11 protein-coding genes are annotated in these 17860 nt (G+C 70.7%); 7 read left to right on the top strand and 4 right to left on the bottom strand.

The features are described 5' to 3' along the window. Nucleotides 1-166: 166 nt before the first annotated feature. Nucleotides 167-904 carry a GNAT family N-acetyltransferase gene (locus tag AB0M80_RS34220; protein ID WP_364573227.1) on the bottom strand — a complete coding sequence of 246 codons (738 nt, stop codon included), beginning with the start codon at nucleotides 902-904 and terminating at the stop codon, nucleotides 167-169. A 47-nt stretch (nucleotides 905-951) separates the two neighbouring features. On the opposite strand from AB0M80_RS34220, the gene lxmK reads away from it, so the two are divergent. The 4 genes from lxmK (at nucleotide 952) to AB0M80_RS34200 (ending at nucleotide 4411) form a co-directional block, all read left to right on the top strand. After that, nucleotides 952-2001, top strand: a complete 1050-nt coding sequence (gene lxmK, locus AB0M80_RS34215) for a class V lanthionine synthetase subunit LxmK (RefSeq protein WP_364573225.1) — start codon at nucleotides 952-954, stop codon at nucleotides 1999-2001. After that, nucleotides 1998-2915, top strand: coding sequence for a T3SS effector HopA1 family protein (locus tag AB0M80_RS34210; RefSeq protein WP_364573223.1), 918 nt, complete (start codon nucleotides 1998-2000; stop codon nucleotides 2913-2915). The genes lxmK and AB0M80_RS34210 overlap by 4 nt, the downstream gene beginning before the upstream one ends. 97 nt (nucleotides 2916-3012) lie before the next feature. Beyond that, on the top strand, nucleotides 3013-3168 hold the full coding sequence (locus AB0M80_RS34205) for a hypothetical protein (RefSeq protein WP_364573221.1): 156 nt from the start codon (nucleotides 3013-3015) through the stop codon (nucleotides 3166-3168). A 19-nt stretch (nucleotides 3169-3187) separates the two neighbouring features. Beyond that, complete coding sequence (locus tag AB0M80_RS34200; RefSeq protein WP_364573219.1) at nucleotides 3188-4411, top strand: MFS transporter; 1224 nt, start codon at nucleotides 3188-3190, stop codon at nucleotides 4409-4411. Here AB0M80_RS34200 and AB0M80_RS34195 read toward each other — a convergent pair. Beyond that, nucleotides 4385-7651 carry a BTAD domain-containing putative transcriptional regulator gene (locus AB0M80_RS34195; RefSeq protein WP_364573217.1) on the bottom strand — a complete coding sequence of 1089 codons (3267 nt, stop codon included), beginning with the start codon at nucleotides 7649-7651 and terminating at the stop codon, nucleotides 4385-4387. The genes AB0M80_RS34200 and AB0M80_RS34195 overlap by 27 nt on opposite strands. Nucleotides 7652-8153: 502 nt before the next feature. Here AB0M80_RS34195 and AB0M80_RS34190 point away from each other — a divergent pair. Further along, nucleotides 8154-11189 (top strand): RICIN domain-containing protein, encoded by a 3036-nt coding sequence (locus AB0M80_RS34190; protein WP_364573215.1) that lies wholly within the window; start codon nucleotides 8154-8156, stop codon nucleotides 11187-11189. Continuing rightward, a complete protein-coding gene (locus AB0M80_RS34185; protein WP_364573213.1) occupies nucleotides 11186-12133 on the top strand; it encodes an expansin EXLX1 family cellulose-binding protein in 948 nt (315 codons plus the stop codon). Before AB0M80_RS34190 ends, AB0M80_RS34185 begins: the two co-directional genes overlap by 4 nt. A gap of 45 nt (nucleotides 12134-12178) precedes the next feature. Here AB0M80_RS34185 and AB0M80_RS34180 read toward each other — a convergent pair whose 3' ends face one another. Both AB0M80_RS34180 and AB0M80_RS34175 read right to left on the bottom strand, forming a co-directional pair. Next, nucleotides 12179-13789, bottom strand: coding sequence for a ricin-type beta-trefoil lectin domain protein (locus tag AB0M80_RS34180; RefSeq protein WP_364573211.1), 1611 nt, complete (start codon nucleotides 13787-13789; stop codon nucleotides 12179-12181). 236 nt (nucleotides 13790-14025) lie between these two features. Further along, nucleotides 14026-15888, bottom strand: coding sequence for a glycoside hydrolase family 44 protein (locus AB0M80_RS34175; protein WP_364573209.1), 1863 nt, complete (start codon nucleotides 15886-15888; stop codon nucleotides 14026-14028). Nucleotides 15889-16618: 730 nt separating this feature from the next. Between AB0M80_RS34175 and AB0M80_RS34170 the strand changes: the two genes are divergently transcribed. Then, nucleotides 16619-17821, top strand: coding sequence for a glycoside hydrolase family 5 protein (locus AB0M80_RS34170; protein WP_364573207.1), 1203 nt, complete (start codon nucleotides 16619-16621; stop codon nucleotides 17819-17821). Nucleotides 17822-17860 lie beyond the last annotated feature (39 nt).

Here is a 17860-nt window from a genome sequence, read left to right as displayed (position 1 = left end):
CACTACGCCCCCCTCCTCTGTGCCCAGGTCGGGGGCCGGGCAGGACGGTCGCCGCCGGGGCGTGACCGAGCGGCGACCGTCCTCCTCCCCCTTCGGACCCCGAGAGCCTTTCCGATGCGGCAGACGTTTCGCAGACGCCGGACGTCTGCCCAGGTCAGCGGCGTTTTCAGGGGATTCTGACGGTCACCGGGCTTTCGAAGACCGTGAACCCGTGCCGCTCGTAGAGCCGGCGAGCCGGGTTGCCGTCCGTGACCACCAGGCCGAGCACGCGGAGTCCCGCCGCCGCCACGCGGGCGAGCGTCCGCCGGAGCAGGATCGTCCCCACCCGCGGGTACGCCGGGTGCCGGAAGAAGTCGGTGATCAGGAGACCGCCCCACGGCACTTCACCCGGGACCTCGTTGAGCAGCAGACCACCCACCACCGCGCCGGCATCGCTGACGACGGCGCTGAGGGGGGACAGCGGCCCGTACGACGTGCCGGCCACCAAGGCCTCGAAGCGGTCCCGCACCACGACGGCGTCTTCGTACTCGTCCCGGTAGTCGGGGTGCCCCGGTGCGTACGCGGCCCGCCACGCCGGGACCAGGTCGTCGACGGGCCGGGCGAACGGTTCGAGCACCAGCGGCGACACCGGCGCCAGGGTTTCCCAGTCCCCCGGGCGCCGCAGCGCGGACAGGTCGCAGGTCATCCGGTGGGTCGAGCGGATCAGCCGCGCACCCCGTGCCACCAGTTCTTCGGCGAGCGCCCGCGGCCCGGTGGCCACCCAGCCGGACATTTCGTGGAAGACCACATCCGCGGCACCCGCCCCCAGGACTTCCACCCGGTCCGCCCACGGCCGCCCCGCGTTCTCCTTCAAAAGATAGGAAAGCACCGGAACGCCGTGAGCGTCGACGCGTGTCTCCCGCACCTTGACTCCCCTGTCACTGCCCCCCACCCGAGGTTAACATGGTCACGGTGACGGAAATAGATTCGGCCGACGGGAACCACGCCGAGCAGAGGATTGTCGATTCACTGCTCGTGGAACTGGGCCTCGGCGCGCTGGACACCACTCCGCGAACATATGGCGGGCGGCACCGGAATTGGGGCGGAACCACACTTTCCGGCACCGAAGTCTTCGTCAAGCGAATCGTGCCCGGCACGGCGGAGGCGGACCGCAGGTTCCGCCGGCTGGTCGCGCTGGAGTCGGCGGACTGGCTGCCGGTTCCCCGGCCGCGGTGCTTCGGCTGGGACGCGAAAACCGGTTTGCTGGTCTACGAACTCATCAATCCGGCGCGAGACGGCAGGCAGCTCGCCGACAACGACGATTTCGACGAAGCGACCGCCGGCCGGCTGGGGCGGCTCGTGGCGAAGCTGCACGACGCGGCTTCCCCGCCCTGGCTCGACGTCTCGCCTCCGCAGCTTCCGCCACTGGGCGAACTGGATGCGCTGCCGCTGGAGGTGTACCGCAACGCGTGCGCCGCCGAACTCGAGTTGTGGTGGCTGCTGCAGCGCGACGACGCACTGGTTGCGGCACTGAGGCAGTTGTGCGCCACCCCGGGAACGGTGCACACCCCGGTGCACTGCGACCTCCGGCTCGACCAGTTCGTGATCGACGGCAGCGAAGTCCAGCTCGTCGATTGGGACGAGCTCAGGCTGGCCGATCCGGCCCGGGACGTCGGCGCCTTCGTCGGTGAGTGGCTGTTCCGCAGCACGCTGGGCATCGCGGACCCCACCACGGCGCCCGACCACGGCGCCACCGTCGCCAAGGGCGCCGCGCGGTTCGCCGCGGTGCGCCCGCTGGTCGTGTCGTTCTGGCGGGCCTACCGCGAAGTCCGCCGGGAGCCGGACGCCGATCTCGGCCGTCGCTGCGCGGCCTTCGCCGGCTGGCACCAGCTCGACCGGGTGCTCGCGGCGGCCGAGGGGCAGTCCCGGCTGCTGCCGGTCGAACGCGCCGCCGCCGGGATCGGCCGCGCACTGGTGCTCGACCCCGGCCGGTTCGCCGCCACCCTGGGACTGATCGCATGACCGCGCTCTTCCCCCCGAGCGGCGGGTCGATCAAGACCCTGCTCGACACCCTCCGCGACGTCGAAGTCGACCATCGGGAGAACCGGGCCGTGGTCGCCGGTCGAGTCGTGCGGGCGGCCGGCCGTGCCGAACTGCGCACGAAGCTCGCGGCGGCGTTGTACGACACCCTCCACGCCGGGGCGACCGTCGACACCCCGGAGCCTCCCGGTTTCCGCGATCGGCTGGCTGCCGCGGTGCCGCACCCGCGCACCCGCGCCCGCGGCCGCGTGTGTTCGCTCGCGGCGCCGGACGAAGCCGTCGTCGAGATCGACGGCGTCCGGGTCCGCGTGCCCGCTTCCGCGGTCGAGTTCCCGGTGGCCGGTGCGGTCACCACGGTCGGGATCGACTGCGCCCGCCCGAACCTCGCCCCGGGCTTCTTCCTCGTCGACGGCTCGCCGGGACACGGTCTCGAGCCGGGAGACCACGTCCTGCGGGTCTACCTGCACCTCGTCGAGCCGGACACCGCGACCGCCGGGTGGCATTCGGCCCTGGTTCTGCTCGAAGAGCTCGGGATCCCCTACCGCACGAAGATCAGCCTGCACCTGCCCCGCCGGGACGCGCTGGTCCTCTACCTCGGCCGGCCCGCATGGCCGGCCGCGCCGGGGATCGTGCAGGAACTGTCCCGCCTCCGCGGGCTCGGCGCGGCGATCTCGGCCTACGCGCACCGGATCGCGGACGGCGTGGCGGTGGCCTGGGATCCTGCCGACACCCGGCCGGGGCACGGTGCGCTCAGCTTCGGAGAGCACCGGTCGCGGGTCATCGCCGACGCATTGCTCGTCCCGGGCGTCCGGGAAGACGAACTGGCTCGTTCCCTGGCCGAGGGGAACATCGATGCGACCGGCGTCTTCCGGAACACCACATCGCCGGAACTGTGAACCAGATCACGCCGGTTGGCGGGTTGCCCCCGCGAGCGCCCCCGTGCAGGGTGAAGATCACCAACAGGCAGCTCGAATTCCTTGAAAGGTACTGTCAATGCACTCCGAAGAACTGTTCGCCGCGTACGCCGAATTCACGACGCCGGCCGACCTCTCAGCCCCGTCCGCGGACTCCCACGGGGCGTCGCGCAACACCGCGACCCCGGGCTTCCTCTCCTACGCCGAACCCCGACAGGCGTCGGAGCGCGAGTAGCTCCCCGGCGGGAGACGAGGTGACCACTTTCCGGGAAGTCTTCGCCAATACGGAATTCCGGGCCATCTTCTGCGGGTTCGGCCTGTCGACGGCAGGCGACTTCCTGGCCAGGGGCGCGGTGACCATCGGCGTGTACGCGTCGAGCCAGTCGACCGGGCTCATGGCGGTCACCTACGCCCTGACGTTCCTCCCCGATCTGATCGGGGGCGCGCTGCTTTCCGGCTTCGCCGACCGGTTCAGCCGCCGGACCGTCATGGTCACCGCCGACCTGCTGCGGGCCGTGCTGGTCGCCGTGATGGCGACGTCCGGCCTGCCGCTCGCGGTGGTGTGGCTCCTGCTCCTCGCGGTGCGCCTGCTGGATTCGCCGTTCCGCAGCGCGCAGACAGCAACGCTGTCGCTCGTGCTCACCGGTGACCGCTACGTGGTCGGCACCTCGGCCAACACCATGCTGGCCAATCTCGCCGTGGGTGTGGGGTTCACCGGTGCGGGTGCCGTCGTCCAGCAACTCGGCATGAGCACGGCGCTCTACGTCAACGCGGGTACCTTCGTGTGTTCCGCTCTGCTGATCCGGACCGGTGTCCGATCCCGCCCGGCGACGGGGTCGGACACCCCGAAGGCCACTGGCTGGTGGGGCTCACTGGCCGCGGGGACCCGGCTGGTCCGCACCGACCGGCGGCTGCGCACCTTGATGTCCTTCGCCGTCATCCCCGGCATCTGCATGGTCGCGACCGCGCTGGCCGCGCCGTACACGGTCGAAACAGGCAGCACCGAGGCCGCCGCGGGCGCACTGATGGGCATCGGCTCGGCCGGCATGGTCATCGGGGTGTGGGCACTGGCGAGGTGGGTGCGCCCCGAAACCAGGATGCGGCTGATCGGCGTCCTCGCAGCGGCGTCGGCGGCACCGTTCATCGTGTGCGCATGGCACCCCGGCTTCATCACCAACGCGGTCATCTGGTTCGTCAACGGCGCCGCGACGTGCTTCTGGGTACCGGTCACGACCGGTGTCGTGCAGTCCACCCCGGAAGCCATGCGCGGCCAGATGAGCGGGCTGGTGTTCGCCCTGCTGCGCCTGGTCCAGGGGATCGCAATCCTGGCTTATGGCCTGCTCGCCGAGGTCTTCCCGCCTTCGGCGGTCGTCGCCGCTGCCGGTTTGCTCGGCCTGGTGACGGCCGGGGTGATCGGGTTCGCCTGGCGGCGGACCGGCACCGAGCCGCGATCAGCCACCGCCGACGTCAGCCAGTGACCGGCGCAGCGCGGACGTGTCCGGCAGGCCGGTTCCCCGCAGGCTTTCGACGGCGAGCCGGCTGTACTTGACGGCGATGGCCGTGTCCCCGGCAGCGCGTCGCGCCAACGCGAGGACCCGCAGCGCGCGAGCCTGGTCGAGCTGGGCCCCGAACCGCTGAGCATCAGCCAACGACGACTCGGCCAGCCTCGCCGCAGCGTGGACGTCTCCGTCGGCGAGTTCCGCTTGTGCCAGCACCACTTTCGCTCGCATGCCCAGTATTTGCACGCCGGCTTCTTCGCACAGCGCAACGGCTTTCCGGGCGAGCGAGACCGCCAGCCGGACGTCACCGGTCGAGCGGTTGACCTCCGCTTGCCCGGTGAGAGCGGAGATCTCGCCGTTGCGGTACCCGATCTGCCGGCACATGGCCAGCGCCGAACGGTACAGCTGACGGGCTTCGTCCAGGTCACCGCTGAGCGCGCACACGGCGCCGAGGGCGGTCAGCGCTTCCGCTTCGTCCTCCCTGGCGGCGCTGCTGCGGGCGATCCCCAGCGCCCGCCGGGCGTTCCGGCCCGCAGCCTCCAGATCCCCGATCTCCCGGTGGGCGCGGGAGAGGTGGCCGAGCACGTCGGCCTCGAAGTGGCCCACCGAACCGTGGCGAAGCAGTTCCAGTGCCCGGCTGAACTGCTCGACGGCCTCGCGGCAGCGGCCACGCAGCAAGAGGATCTCACCGAGGATGCCCCGGACGTTGCCTTCCGTGGCCCGCTCGTCCAGGAGGTCGCGGAAGGCGAGCACCCGCCTCGCGGCCGCTTCCGCCTCGTCGAGGTCCCCGCGCAACAGCTCCGCATAGCTCAGCCCGAGCCACCCGAAGCGTTGCAAGGGCAGGTTCGTCGACTTCTCGGCCAGGGTGATGCCCTCGCGGATCCGGGCCGCGCTGGCGTCGACCTTCCCGACGTAGCGGTCCAGGGCTCCCAACGCGATGAGCGCGTGAGCCTGTCCCTCGGCGTGGTCTGCTTCCCGGTAGGCCGCGAGCTCATCGGTGAAGTGGCGGGACGCGGCCTGGTTGTCCCCGTGGCGGAAGCTGAGCGAGCCCAGGCAGGAATGCATCGCCGCGACCGCGGCGGGGTCACCTTGCTCCACCGCGGCTTCCAGGGCCGCGGTGAAGGCCCGCATCCCCTCTTCCCGGTAGTGACCGCTCGTCACCAGGTACGGCCGCACGGCCTCGGCCAGGAACCAGGCCAACCGGACGTGGGCCCCGCCCGCAGCCCGGATCACGGCCGCCAGCACGTTGAGGCACTCGGCGTTCATCCACGCGATGGCCTCGCCCGGGCCGGCGAAGACCCCCGGTTCCGCCCCGGCGAGCCCCGCCGGCCGGGGAAGCCAGACGTACGTGGGGTACAGCAGCTCAGCCGCCGACTCGGTGTGCCGCAGGTAGAACTCGAGAAGCCGGCTGACGGCCGTGTCCCGCGCCGGCGGCGGGTCGTCCTCGGCGCACCGCTCCACCGCGAACACGCGCAGCAGGTCGTGCAACCGGTACCTCGCGCCCCGGTTCCGCATGACCAGGTTCGCCGCCGTCAGCTGGTCGAGCCGGGCCGCGGCGTCGGGACGCGCGGTCAGCGCGGCGACGGCCGCGGCCGAAAAGTCCGGTCCGGCCACGAGCCCCAGCAGCCGGAACACCCGTGCGGCAACGGGATCCAAGGTCGTGTAGGACAACCGGAACGCCGTGCGGACGGTGGCTTCTTCGTCCCCTTCGATCTCCAAGGACGTCAGGCGGTTGCCACGCCGCAGCTCGGCGACGTACTCGGCCAGTGAGCCCGGCCTGCTGACCACGTTCGCGGCCGCGATCCGCAAGGCGAGGGGCAGGAACCCGCACAGGTCGGCCAGTTCCCGCGCGGCGGCGGGCTCCGCGCCGACCCGGTCGGCGCCGATCATGGTGGTCAGCAGCGCCTGCGCGTGCTCGCCGGCGAGCACGCCGACCTGGAACAGGGCCGCGCCCTGCAGGGCGACCAGTCCGCGCAGGTCGTTGCGGCTGGTGACGATCACCCCGCACCCCGGCGCGTTCGGCAGCAGCGGGCGCACCTGGCTCGGCCCGGCGGCGTTGTCGAGCACGAACAAGACCTTCCGGCCGCGCAGCGAGGTGCGGTAGAGCGCCACCAGCTCCTCCTGGCCGGACGGCAGGCGCTTCGTCGCCGCGCCCAGCGCGATGGCGAAGCGGGCCAGCACTTCGGTCGGCGTCAACGCCGGCGCCGCCGCGTGGCCGCGCAGGTCGACGTGAAGCCGGCCGTCGGGAAACCGGTCACGCAGGTTGTGGGCCACCTTGACCGCGAGCGCCGTCTTGCCGGCGCCCGGCAGGCCCGTGATCACCACGACCGGCACGGTCGACGCCGACGCCAGCGCGCCTTCGATCCGCCCCACCAGATCGTCCCGGCCCACGAAGTCGGGCACGTCCGCCGGAAGCTCGTGCGGTACCAGCTCGCCGGAGGCGGTTTCCTCGCCCGCACCCGGCTCCGGCGGGGCCGCCGCGGCCGGGTCCCGCATCAGGATCTGCTCGTGCACCTGCTGCAGCCCGGCACCGGGATCGACGCCGACCTCGTCGGCGAGAGCTTCCTTGATCCGGTGGTACACCGAGAAGGCTTCGACCTGCTGCCCGGACCGGTACAACGCCAGCATGAGCTGGCCGTGCAGCCGCTCCCGCAGGGGCGCGGCGCTCGCGGCGGCCTGGAGCTCGTTGACCAGTTCGCGATGCCGTCCGAGCTGGAGTCCGGCGTCGAAAAAGGCTTCCTGCGCGGTGAGTTTCTCGTGTTCGAGCCGGGGCGCGTGGATCGTCCGCAGCAGATCCGACGGCGTGTCGGCGAGGGCCTCGCCACGCCAGTGCGAAAGGGCCTCGCGCAGGATTTCGGCCCGCTGCCGGGGGTCCCGGACCTGCCGGGCCCGATCGACCAATTCCCGAAACCGGTCCAGGTCCAGTTCTCCCGATTCGACCCGGATCCGGTATCCACTGGCCATCGTGATGATCCGGTCGGCCTCGCCGATCACCCGGCGCAGACGTTGCACATAGGTCTGCAGTGTCGCACGCGCACCCCGCGGCGGATCCTGGTCCCAGAGCTGGTCGACCAGGTCGTCGGCGCTGACCAGGCTGTTGGCGGACAGGAGCAGCATGGCCAGCAGGACGCGCTGCTTCGTCGCGTTGACCGGGACGACCGCACCGTCGACAACCACCTCGAGCGGGCCCAGCACGCGAAATCGCAAGCTTTTTCGCACCGCGCACCCTCCCCTGGCGCCGACAGCCGCGAATGAAGATCATACCAGTCCTCCGGACCCGGGAGGGCCGATCGGGAACGGCCGCATCCGAATTCAGCAGGGATGCGCCGTTCATTGTGACGGGCGGGACGAACAGTTCCGGCACCCCAACCACGACGAGCGGGCCCGCGGCAAGTCCCAGCGATCGGCCGGCTACTCCTTCGAGGCCGACGCCCGCGGCGTCGACCGGGCGCAGGCGGGCTGGTTCGCTGCCCCAGAGCTGCACCGTCTTTCCCGCGGTTTCGACGGCCGGGCGGCGGCGTTGGCGTGCACGGCAAAGGGTGCGCCTTTCCGTTCTGGAGACCGGATCGGCGCCAGGAACCCGGCACGTTGGGCGATCATCGCGTGGTCGAATACCTCGAAAACCGCGCCGCGGCGACGAAAACGGCGACCCGGCCGCTTGTCGGCACCAAATGTGAGCGCTAACATCCGCCGTACCCGTCGACGGAGAAGGGGCGGTCTCGTGCAGCAGACCTCGTTGTTCCACCGTAGGAGCTTCGCCCGGCTGTCCCTGGTCGCCGCCGTGGGGGTGGCGACCGTGATCGGGATGGAACCGGCCGCCGCGGCGCCCGCCGTGACCTCCGCTGCCGACGGCGTCACCGCGGGGAACGCGGCGATCGCCTCGGTGGACCTGGCCGGCTCGTGGAGCTTCACCCCGGCCGGTAAGGCGGCCACGTCGATCACCGTGCCCGGGGGCGGCTGGTACAAACAGGGCTTCACCGACGTCTCCGAGGCGGTGTACTCGCGCACGGTCACGGTGCCGGACTCCGGACGGCCACAGTCGGCGTGGATCGAGTTCGGCGCGGTGAACCACCAGGCCACGCTGTCGGTGGACGGCCGGGCGGTCGCCACGCAGACCACCGCCTTCACGCCGTCGAACTTCGACATCAGCGCCTACGCCGCGCCCGGCACCACGCACACGATCAGCGTCGCCGTGAAAGGCCGTGGCGCCTTGAAGAACCCGTCGAACGGCAAGTACGTCGTCCCCGACGCCGCCGAGTGGTCGGAGGCGGTTCCGCAGGGCATCTACCGTTCGGCGTTCCTGCGGGTGTATCCGGCGGTGTACGTCAGCGACACCTTCATGCGCACTTCCGTGGCCGATCAGACGCTCAGCTACGACGTGTCGGTGACCAACACTTCCGGCAGCGCGCGGTCGGTGACGCTGACCGGCGCGCTCTCCTCCGACAACGGCACGTCCTTCAGCTATCCGGCACTGCCCAGCCGCACGGTCCCGGTGGCCGCGCACTCGACGGCGACGGTGACGGTCGGCCCGGTGGCGTGGACCCCCGGTGCCGCGTCCTACTGGTGGCCGAACGTGCCCTACCGCGCCGGCTACCGGGCCCAGCTGCACCGGCTGGCCGTGCACGCGGTGACCGACGACGGCCGCTCCAGTGACGCGAGCTACCGGTTCGGCTTCCGGGAAAGCACCCAGAACGGGGAGTACTACTACCTCAACGGCGTGCGCGTGAACCTGCGCGGGGACAACCTGCAGGGCGCGGACTTCGACCGGATCGACAACGGCGGCAAGGGCGACGCCTACGACACGCTGCCCGGCTTCCTCCCGCCGTCGGCCGGCAACGGCGGCTGGCCGCTGGCCGTCGACAACTACCAGCGGCTCAACTACAACGTGGTGCGCGTCCACCAGGAGCCGGCCAGCCCGTACATGCTCGACGTGGCCGACGAGATGGGCCTGATGGTCATCGACGAGTCCGGCATCCGCGGTTCGAACGGCCTCCAGGACTTCGTCGCGGGGCACGACAACATGGTCGCCCACGTGCGCGCGCTGACCTTGCGCGACCGCAACCACGCCGCGGTGATCCGCTGGAGCCAGTCCAACGAACCCGATCTGTCCGGAATGGACTCCGAACAGTTCGAAAAGGACCTTTACGCGGCAATGAACGGCGCGGACGGCACCCGGCCGATCAGCGTCGACTCGGGTCCCGGCCAGCCGGCGAACCCGTACCCCGGCATCACGTACGCCAACTTCGCGACCTTCGGGCACTACCTGGACGGCCTGGGCAAGTACGGCGAGCGCCTGCAGCCCGTGACCGGCCGGCCCGACGGCGAAGGCGAGTTCATCTGGCCGGCGTGCAACACCAAGCAGGGTTTCGAGTGGTTCGCCACGGCCACGGCGGCCAAGCGCGGCAAGGACGCCGCCGACCTGCGCCCGTACACCCTGCTGTCCGGCTGGACCGGCTTCGTGCCCGGCGTGCGGACCACCGACTTCACCCCCGAAGAAGGCGGCCACCCGATCTACGGTGCGGACAACCTGGCCGACCCGTGGAGCAACCCGCAGATCCAGCGGATCCAGGCCGCGTTCAACCCGGTCGCGGCGATCGACCTGCCGTACTGGTCGGCCTCCGGCGCGTCGGACGCGAACGGCACGTTCCCGCTGGCCGGGTCGGCGGATTCCTACCCGTACGGCAGTGCCGTGACGCGGAATGTGACGGTCTTCAACGACGACCTGTCCGGCACCGCGGTCGCCTTCTCGTGGACCGCCCGGCTGGACCGGCCCGACGGCCCGGTCGTCGCGTCCGGCACCGAGAACCTCACCATCCCGCTCGGCTCCCGGGTCACGCGGCCGGTGGCGTTCACGGCCCCGGCCGGTGGCACCCGGGTGTACCTGCAGCTGACGACGGCGAAGTCGGGCAGCACGCTGTTCAGCGACGCGGTCCAGTTCTTCGGTCTGGGCTCGGCCTCGTCCACTGTGGACGACGCGAACCCCGCGGTGACCTACAGCGGCAGCTGGGGGCACGCGACCGGTGAGCCGGGCACGTACGCCGGCACCAACTCCTACAGCGACGTCGCGGGCGACACAGCGACGTCGAGCTTCACCGGCACCGGCATCACGGTGCGCGCCGTCACCGCGCCGGACCACGGCATCGCGGGCATCTCCGTCGACGGCGGCGCCGAGACGCTCGTCGACGAATACTCCGCGGCGCGCACCGGGGACGTCGCGGTGTGGAGCAGCCCCCGGCTGGCCTCGGGCAAGCACACGATCCGCGTGCGGGTCACCGGTACCCAGCGGCCCGCGTCGACGCACGGCTGGGTCACCGTCGACCGGTTCGAGGTCGTCGACCAGCCCGTGTCCGGGACGAACTACCGCATCGTCAACCGCAACAGCGGAAAACCGCTCGCCGTGGCCGGCGGATCGACCGCGGACGGCGGCCCGGTCGTCCAGCAGAGCGGTGGCGCCGCCTGGACGCTCAGTGCGGTGGGTGGCGCGTACAAGCTGAGCTACACCGGCAGCGGCAAGGTGCTCGACGTCAACGCGTTCTCTTCGAGCGTGGGGCTGCAGCTGCAGCAGTGGACCGCCACCGGCGCCACCAACCAGCAGTGGTACCTGCGGCCCACCGGCGACGGGTACTACACCGTCGTCAGCCACGACAGCGGGCTCGTCGCGGACGTGTACGGCCGGGACACCGGCGACGGCGCCAAGGTCGTGCAGTGGAACGCCACCGGCGGCGCGAACCAGCAGTGGCAGCTGGTGCCGGCGTGAGCACCAGGTGGCAGCTCTCCCGGACGCTCCCGGACGGCGGCCGCGGCCGCCGTCCGGGAGGTGCGGTGCCCAAGCGCTGGGCGGTCGTGGCGGTTGTGGTGATCGCGACAGCGGTCGTCGCCTTCGTGGCGACGCGGGCGAACGGCGCGGACAGTCCGGGAGCACCGGACGGCGGGGAGGCGATCGGGATGGCCGTCTCGACGCCGCCGGTGAGCACGGTGGTGAGCACGCCGACGAGTTCGCCGGTGAGCACGACGACCGCGGCGTCCTCCAGCGTCGCGCCGACGACGTCCGCGCCCGCCCCGGTCGCCGCGTCGGAGGGCGCGCCACTCGCCGGGCGGATCGAGCCGGGGGTCACCCGCTCCGGGGTGGCCACCTTCTACGACACGGACGGCGGCGGCGCCTGCGGGTACGACCCGAGCCCGGACCCGTTGACCGCGGCGATGAACGTCGCGGACTTCGAGGGCGCCAAGGCGTGCGGCGCCTCCGTGCTGGTGCAGGCGGCCGGCGGCAAGAACGTGACGGTGCGGATCACCAACCTGTGCCCGGCGCCGTGCCGGGTCGGGCAGCTGGACCTGAGCCCGGAGGCGTTCGACCGCCTCGGGGCGCGCAACCTCGGGGAGCTCCCGATCACCTGGAAGCTGGTGAGCGCTCCGTCGTCGAAGCGGATCTCGCTCCGCTACAAGACCGGATCGTCCCGGTACTGGTGCGCCATCCAGGTGATCGACCACCGCAATCCGGTGGCCCGGCTGGAAGTCCGGACCGGCGGCGGCTGGCGGCAGCTGCCGCGCACCGGCTACAACTACTTCCTCTCCGAGAACGGCGCCGGGTGCGGCGGGGCCATCGCGGTGACCGACATCCACGGCGAGCGGCTGGTCTTCGACCCGCTGCCGGTCGAGGCCGGTGTCAGCCAGCCGACGACCCGGCAGTTCGGCCCGCACTGACCCGGCCGGCCACCCGAACTCCTGCCCGGCCGGGTTCGCGGCCGCTCACGCCGCGGGCACCGTCCACTGCTGGTTCGCTTGACCGTTGCAGGCCCACAGGAGCACCTTGGTGCCGTTCGCGGTCCCTTGGCCGCTCGCGTCGAGGCAGAGGTTCGACTGCACGCCCGTGATCGTGCCGTTCGCGTTCACGGTCCACTGCTGGTTGGCCTGGCCGTTGCAGTCCCAGATGACCACGGCGGTCCCGTTGGCCGTGCCCTGGCCGGACGCGTCGAGGCACTTGGTGCCGTAGACGGTCAGCTGCCGGCTCGCCGTGCGGGTCCAGGTCTGGGCCGGCCCGCTCTGGCAGTCCCACAGCTGCAGCTGGGTGCCGTTGGCAGAAGTTCCGTTCGGCACGTCGAGGCAGCGACCGGACGGCCGGCCGGTGATCGGCCCGCCCCCCGTCGGAGTGCCGTCGGTTCCGGTGACCGTGAGCAGGACCGCCTCCCCGGCCGGCACCGACGTGGCGTAGCCGGTGGTGAAGCTCCCGCGGTCGGCCCCGGCCCACACGTCGCGCACGGTGGCCGCACCCGACAGGCCGAGCGCCGACCACCGGGCCGTGATGGTGGCGGCCGAGCCGGTGCGGTTGAGCAGCACGACGGCCCGCCGGCCCGTACCGGACAACACCTTCTGGTAGACCTGGAGTCCCGTGGCGTCCTCGGCGACCTTCGTGCCCTGCCGCCCCAGCGCGTCCTGGTCGACGGCGATCATCTCCCGGTTCGTCAGCGAGGCCCGGGTGGCGGCCGACATGTCGCTGAGCTTGTTGCCCGCGATCAGCGGGGCACCCGAAATCGCCCACAGGCTCAGGTGCGTGCGGTTCTGCGCGTCGGAGAAGCCGGGCAGTCCGGCGACGAGCATGTCGGGATCGTTGTAGTGGCCGGGACTTTGCGCGCTCGCGTGCTGCGCGGCGTCGAAGTTGGCCAGCACGCGCGACATCTGGGGCCGCTCGCCCCAGTAGATGATGTCGCCGCTGGTCCGCCACAGGTTGGCGATGCCCGGAGCCCAGTTCCACGGCTGCTGAGCGCCCCATTCGCAGACGGAGAACGTCATCGGGCGCCCGGTCTGGGCGGTGGCGCGCGTGATGGCGTCGCTGATCGCGGTGTAGGCCGTGCGCGCGTTGAGCCCTTCGGCCGAGCCGCCGCACCAGTCGACCTTCACGTAGTCGAAGCCCCAGCGGGAGAACTGGAGGAAGTCCTGGTCGTAGTGGCCTTCGGCGCCGGTGCCGGGGTAGGCGGGGTGCCCGGTCGGGTAGTAGTAGCCGCAGCCGTTGCGGCCGGCGTCGGTGTAGATGCCCGCCTTCAGGCCCTTGCTGTGGATGTAGGCGGTGATGGCGGACATCCCGCCGGGCCACTTCGCGGTGTCGACGGTGATGTTGCCCCCCGCGTCACGGGAGCCCGTCCACCAGCCGTCGTCGATGTTGACGTACTCGTAGCCTGCGTCCTTCATGCCGGACGCGACGAGGGCGTCCGCCTGCTGCTCGATGGCGGTGTGGTCGATCGCCCCGGCGAAGGAGTTCCAGGAGTTCCAGCCCATCGGCGGCGTGGTGATCGGTGCCGCCGCCGCGGCGGCACCCGAGGGCGTCGCGATGACGACGAGTGCGGAAAGCAAAACCGTGATCACCGCGTATACCGTCCACAGTGGACCGGCGATGCGGGAAGGGATGACAGCGGGTGAATGTGCGTGCGACAACGGAACCCCCATCAGCATTGACGGCGAGCCGGACTGCGGCAGAGATGTGAACGCTAACACAATCCCGCGCCGAGCCTCAACAGCGGAAAGACCCGACAATTCCCGGCCGTGAAAGTTTCATTTCCGCGGGCGCCGGCACGGCATTGTCGACGGCGCCCGCGAGCCGCTCAGCCGGGCGTGCAAGTCAGCGTCGGTGGCGCGGCCCTCCCGGTCGCCTGGAACCCGAAGGTGGTGCTGCCGCCCGCCCCGATCGAGCCGTTCCAGCCGGCGTCGGTGGCGACCACCCCGGCGGCGTTCTGCTTCAGGGTGGTGTTCCACGAGTTCGTCACGCGCTGGTCGCCCGGCCACGTCCAGCTGACCCGCCAGCCCGCCAGCGCGGTGCGGCGGTCGTTCGTGACGGTCACCGTCGCCACGTGGCCGCTGCCCCAGTCGCCGTTGACGTGCAGGCCGGCCGAGCACCCGGCCGGCGGGACGACCAGCAGCGTGATGGAGTTCGCCGGGTACGTCGCGTCGACCTGGCCGTTGCTCACCCGCAGGTCGTCCCCGCGCACGATGGCGCTCAAGTCGGCCGGGCCGTACGTGAACCGTTGTGCCGCAGCGGCGTTGTCGAACCCGGCCACCGAGAGCGGTGCGGTCAGGTCGCCGCCGGTCTTGTTGACGACCATGACGGTCAGCGCCTGGTCGGAGGAGCGCTGCGCCGCGTACACCGCCAGCCGGTCCTGGTCGGCGGCGGTCGCCGACACGCTGACGTCGCCGAACCGGCTGCCCGCGCCGTCGTAGTTGCGGTACATCCGGAACGCGTACGCACCCGGATCGGCCGGCTTGGGCTCGCCCCACATCGTGGCGAGGTCGAGGCCCTCGCGGCCGAAGATGCCCAGGACGTCGGCCTGCGCCAGCGCGCCGTTGATGTCGTCCAGCGCACCCCAGTTGTACTCGGTGATCGCGGCCTTGGTGCCGGGGTTGTACCGGTCGATCCACGACTTCATCGTGCGGATGAACTGCAGGGGCGGCGCGTTGACCCCGCTGGGCCCGATCCAGGACTCCTCCACGTAGGACGGGTCCCACAGCGACCGGGTGGACCGCAGCCGCAGCGCGTTGGCCTCGGGATTCTTGTCGCCGCTGATCTGCGGGTAGAAGTGCTGGTCGAAATAGTCGAGGAAGCGCTTTCCACCGTGGGCGTCGCTGTAGTCCTTCATGCTCTTCAGGTACCACTGGGAGAGGTTGAGCCCGCCGTGCGCGGCCGAATCGGCACCCGGCCCGCAGCCGTCCAGCCCGGAGGCGACCCACTCGCAGTAGCCCCAGCCGGACGGGCCGAGGACCGCCGCGCTGGGGTCGGCGGCCTTGATCGCCGCGGCGGCCGCGGTGCCCTTGCCGCCCAGTTCGTCCATCGTGACCAGCCCGGGGTGCACGTCACGGTGCGTGCTGGACCACAGCACCGGCTCGTTGTCGAGTTCGTAGATCGGCACGCCACCCTGGGCCGCCGTGCCGAACCGGTCCACCAGGTGCGACACCATCTCGCCGTCGAACGCCGCGTCCACCGGAATCGAGGTGTCGGTGGGGACGCCGGTGAGGTTCTGCTGGTTCAGCTGGCCGTTGCCGCAGTTGGCGTCCCACTGGTCGAACCGGTCCTGTTCCGGGAACCGACTGGCCGGGAACCCGCAGGTGAACGGATGTGACGACGGCGAGTCCTTGGCCACCCACCCGTTCAGCGGCACGGCGACGACCGGCTTGATGCCGCGGTCGAGATTGGCCTTGACCATCCCCTCGACGGAGTGCGCCTCGTCGGCGACGATGTTCTCGAAGTACCAGTCGTTGCCGGTGTTGTAGGTGTGGTTCTTGAAGTTGTAGCGGCTGGTCGCGTTGCCGCCCCAGCGCGCCACCGACTGGCCGATCTCGGCGTTGAACGCCGGATCGCCGCCGTTCAGGCCGTAGATGCCGGGACTGATCGCGTGCCGCGCGGCGGCGACGTCGACCGACAGTGCGGGCCCGGTGGTCGCCGCGGCGCTCGTGGCCGCCTGGCCGGTGAGCATCAGTGTCACGAGAGACGCCGCCAGGCCGGCCGCCGTGCTCGATCGCCGCTTCCGCTTTCGCCGAGAACCCACCACGGACGCCTCCGTCGATTCAGGCACATTTCCTTGGCCCACAGCATGGTGGAGGGACCGGGGCATCCGTCAAGTTCCCGCAACGGCAGCGGGAGGCCGCCGGCCACCGCCTCGACCGGAAGAGCCGGCGCAGTGGGGAAATCCCGGTAGTTCCGGCGATTCCGGCGAATGAAACTTTCACGGCGGCGGGCGCAGCCGTGAGGCGGGGGCACTCGCGCTGCCCGCCGGCGCGGCGAACCCGGGACGCGGCTCCCGCACCGGTGGCTCACCGGGATCTCGACGCTCGACCTCGTCCGCCACGGCCGCTACCTGCTGCTCACCGCCACCGACGGTGGGGATCCAGGCCCCTCTAAGCGACCGGCCGCACCCTGGCGCTGATCCGCCCCGACGGCCACATCGCGTTGATCTCCGACGCCGGCGACGTCTCGGCGGTCGGGGACTACCTCGCCGGGATCAGCTGAACCGTCCGGCCGGGACAACATCACCGTCGCGCTCGTCGACTTCGCGCCGGGCGCCGGTTCCTGAACGACCGCGCGTGTCGATTCTTTCGATTATTCGATTCCTTCGATCATTTGTCGATCCCGCCCGCGTCACGAGGATTGACGGCACCTATCGGCCATGTTGGAATATGTCCACCAATGGCACGAGAGGTAAACCCATGACTTCGAAATCAACGAAGCTCAGGTCCGTTTTTCTCGCCGCCGTGTTGGCGGCCGCCGCGGCGGGGTCCGGGTTGGCGAATCAGCTGCCTGCCGAGGCCACGACGCAGCTGAACGCTTCGCAGATCGTTGCCGACATGGGCGCGGGGTGGAACCTGGGAAACCAGCTGGAAGCCAACGCCAACGGCGTGCCCAGCGAAACGGCGTGGGGGCAGCCGGTCGTCACGCAGGCCCTCGTCGACAAGGTGAAGGCCGCCGGGTTCAAGACGATCCGGATTCCGATCTCCTACTTGAACCACATCGGCGCGGGCCCCGATTACCCGATCAACGCCGCCTGGCTGAACCGGATCCAGCAAGTCGTCGACTACGCCTACCAGCGCGGCCTGTACGTAATGATCAACATGCACGGTGACGGCTACAAAACCATCAGCGGCTCCTGGCTGATCTGCGATTCTTCCGCGCAATCGACGATCAAGGCCAAGTACGGGAAAGTCTGGCAGCAGGTCGCGAACCGGTTCCGGAACTACGACCAGCACCTGATCCTGGAATCGATGAACGAAGAGTTCGACGGGCAGTACGGCCGTCCGACGCAGCCGTGCTACTCGAACATCGACGCCTACAACCAGATCTTCGTGGACAGCGTGCGGCAGACCGGCGGGAACAACCCTTCGCGGTGGCTGCTCATCGCCGGCTGGAACACCAACATCGACTACACCGCCGGCGACTACGGCTTCGCGCTGCCGTCCGACCGGTTCCGCTCCGCCGCCATCCCCGCCGGCGAACAGCGGATCATGATTTCCGTGCACTACTACAGCCCGTGGGACTTCGCCGGCGAAGAAAACCCGACCATCACCCAGTGGGGCCGGGGCGCGGCCAATCCTGCGAGGAAGTCGACCTGGGGCCAGGAAGACTACCTGGACGCCCAGCTGAAGCTCATGCGCGACAAGTTCGTCGCGAAGGGCTACCCGGTCGTGGTCGGCGAATACGGTTCGATCGACAAGTCTTCGTTCGATTCGTCGAACAACAGGTACCGCGCGGACTTCGCGCACGCCATCGTGGCCACCGCCAAGAAGTACGGCGCCGCCACCGTCTACTGGGACAACGGCGCCAACGGCCAGTACGGCTTCGGTCTGTTCGACCGGCGGTCCTACGCGGTGACGCACCAGAGCATCATCGACGCCATCATGAGCGGCAGCAGGTAACCGAGCGGGGACGTGCGGCGAAGGAGTGCGGGCAGGCGC

It is taken from the genome of Amycolatopsis sp. NPDC051045 (genome assembly GCF_040682955.1).
Taxonomy (GTDB): Bacteria; Actinomycetota; Actinomycetes; order Mycobacteriales; family Pseudonocardiaceae; genus Amycolatopsis.
This window is presented reverse-complemented; position numbering and strand designations above follow the sequence as displayed.

Coding starts and splice junctions, on each gene's coding strand:
- AB0M80_RS34210 (WP_364573223.1), top strand. CDS start 1,998: ATGACCGCGCTCTTCCCCCCGAGCGGCGGGTCGATCAAGACCCTGCTC.
- AB0M80_RS34205 (WP_364573221.1), top strand. CDS start 3,013: ATGCACTCCGAAGAACTGTTCGCCGCGTACGCCGAATTCACGACGCCG.
- AB0M80_RS34175 (WP_364573209.1), bottom strand. CDS start 15,888: ATGCTCACCGGCCAGGCGGCCACGAGCGCCGCGGCGACCACCGGGCCC.
- AB0M80_RS34170 (WP_364573207.1), top strand. CDS start 16,619: ATGACTTCGAAATCAACGAAGCTCAGGTCCGTTTTTCTCGCCGCCGTG.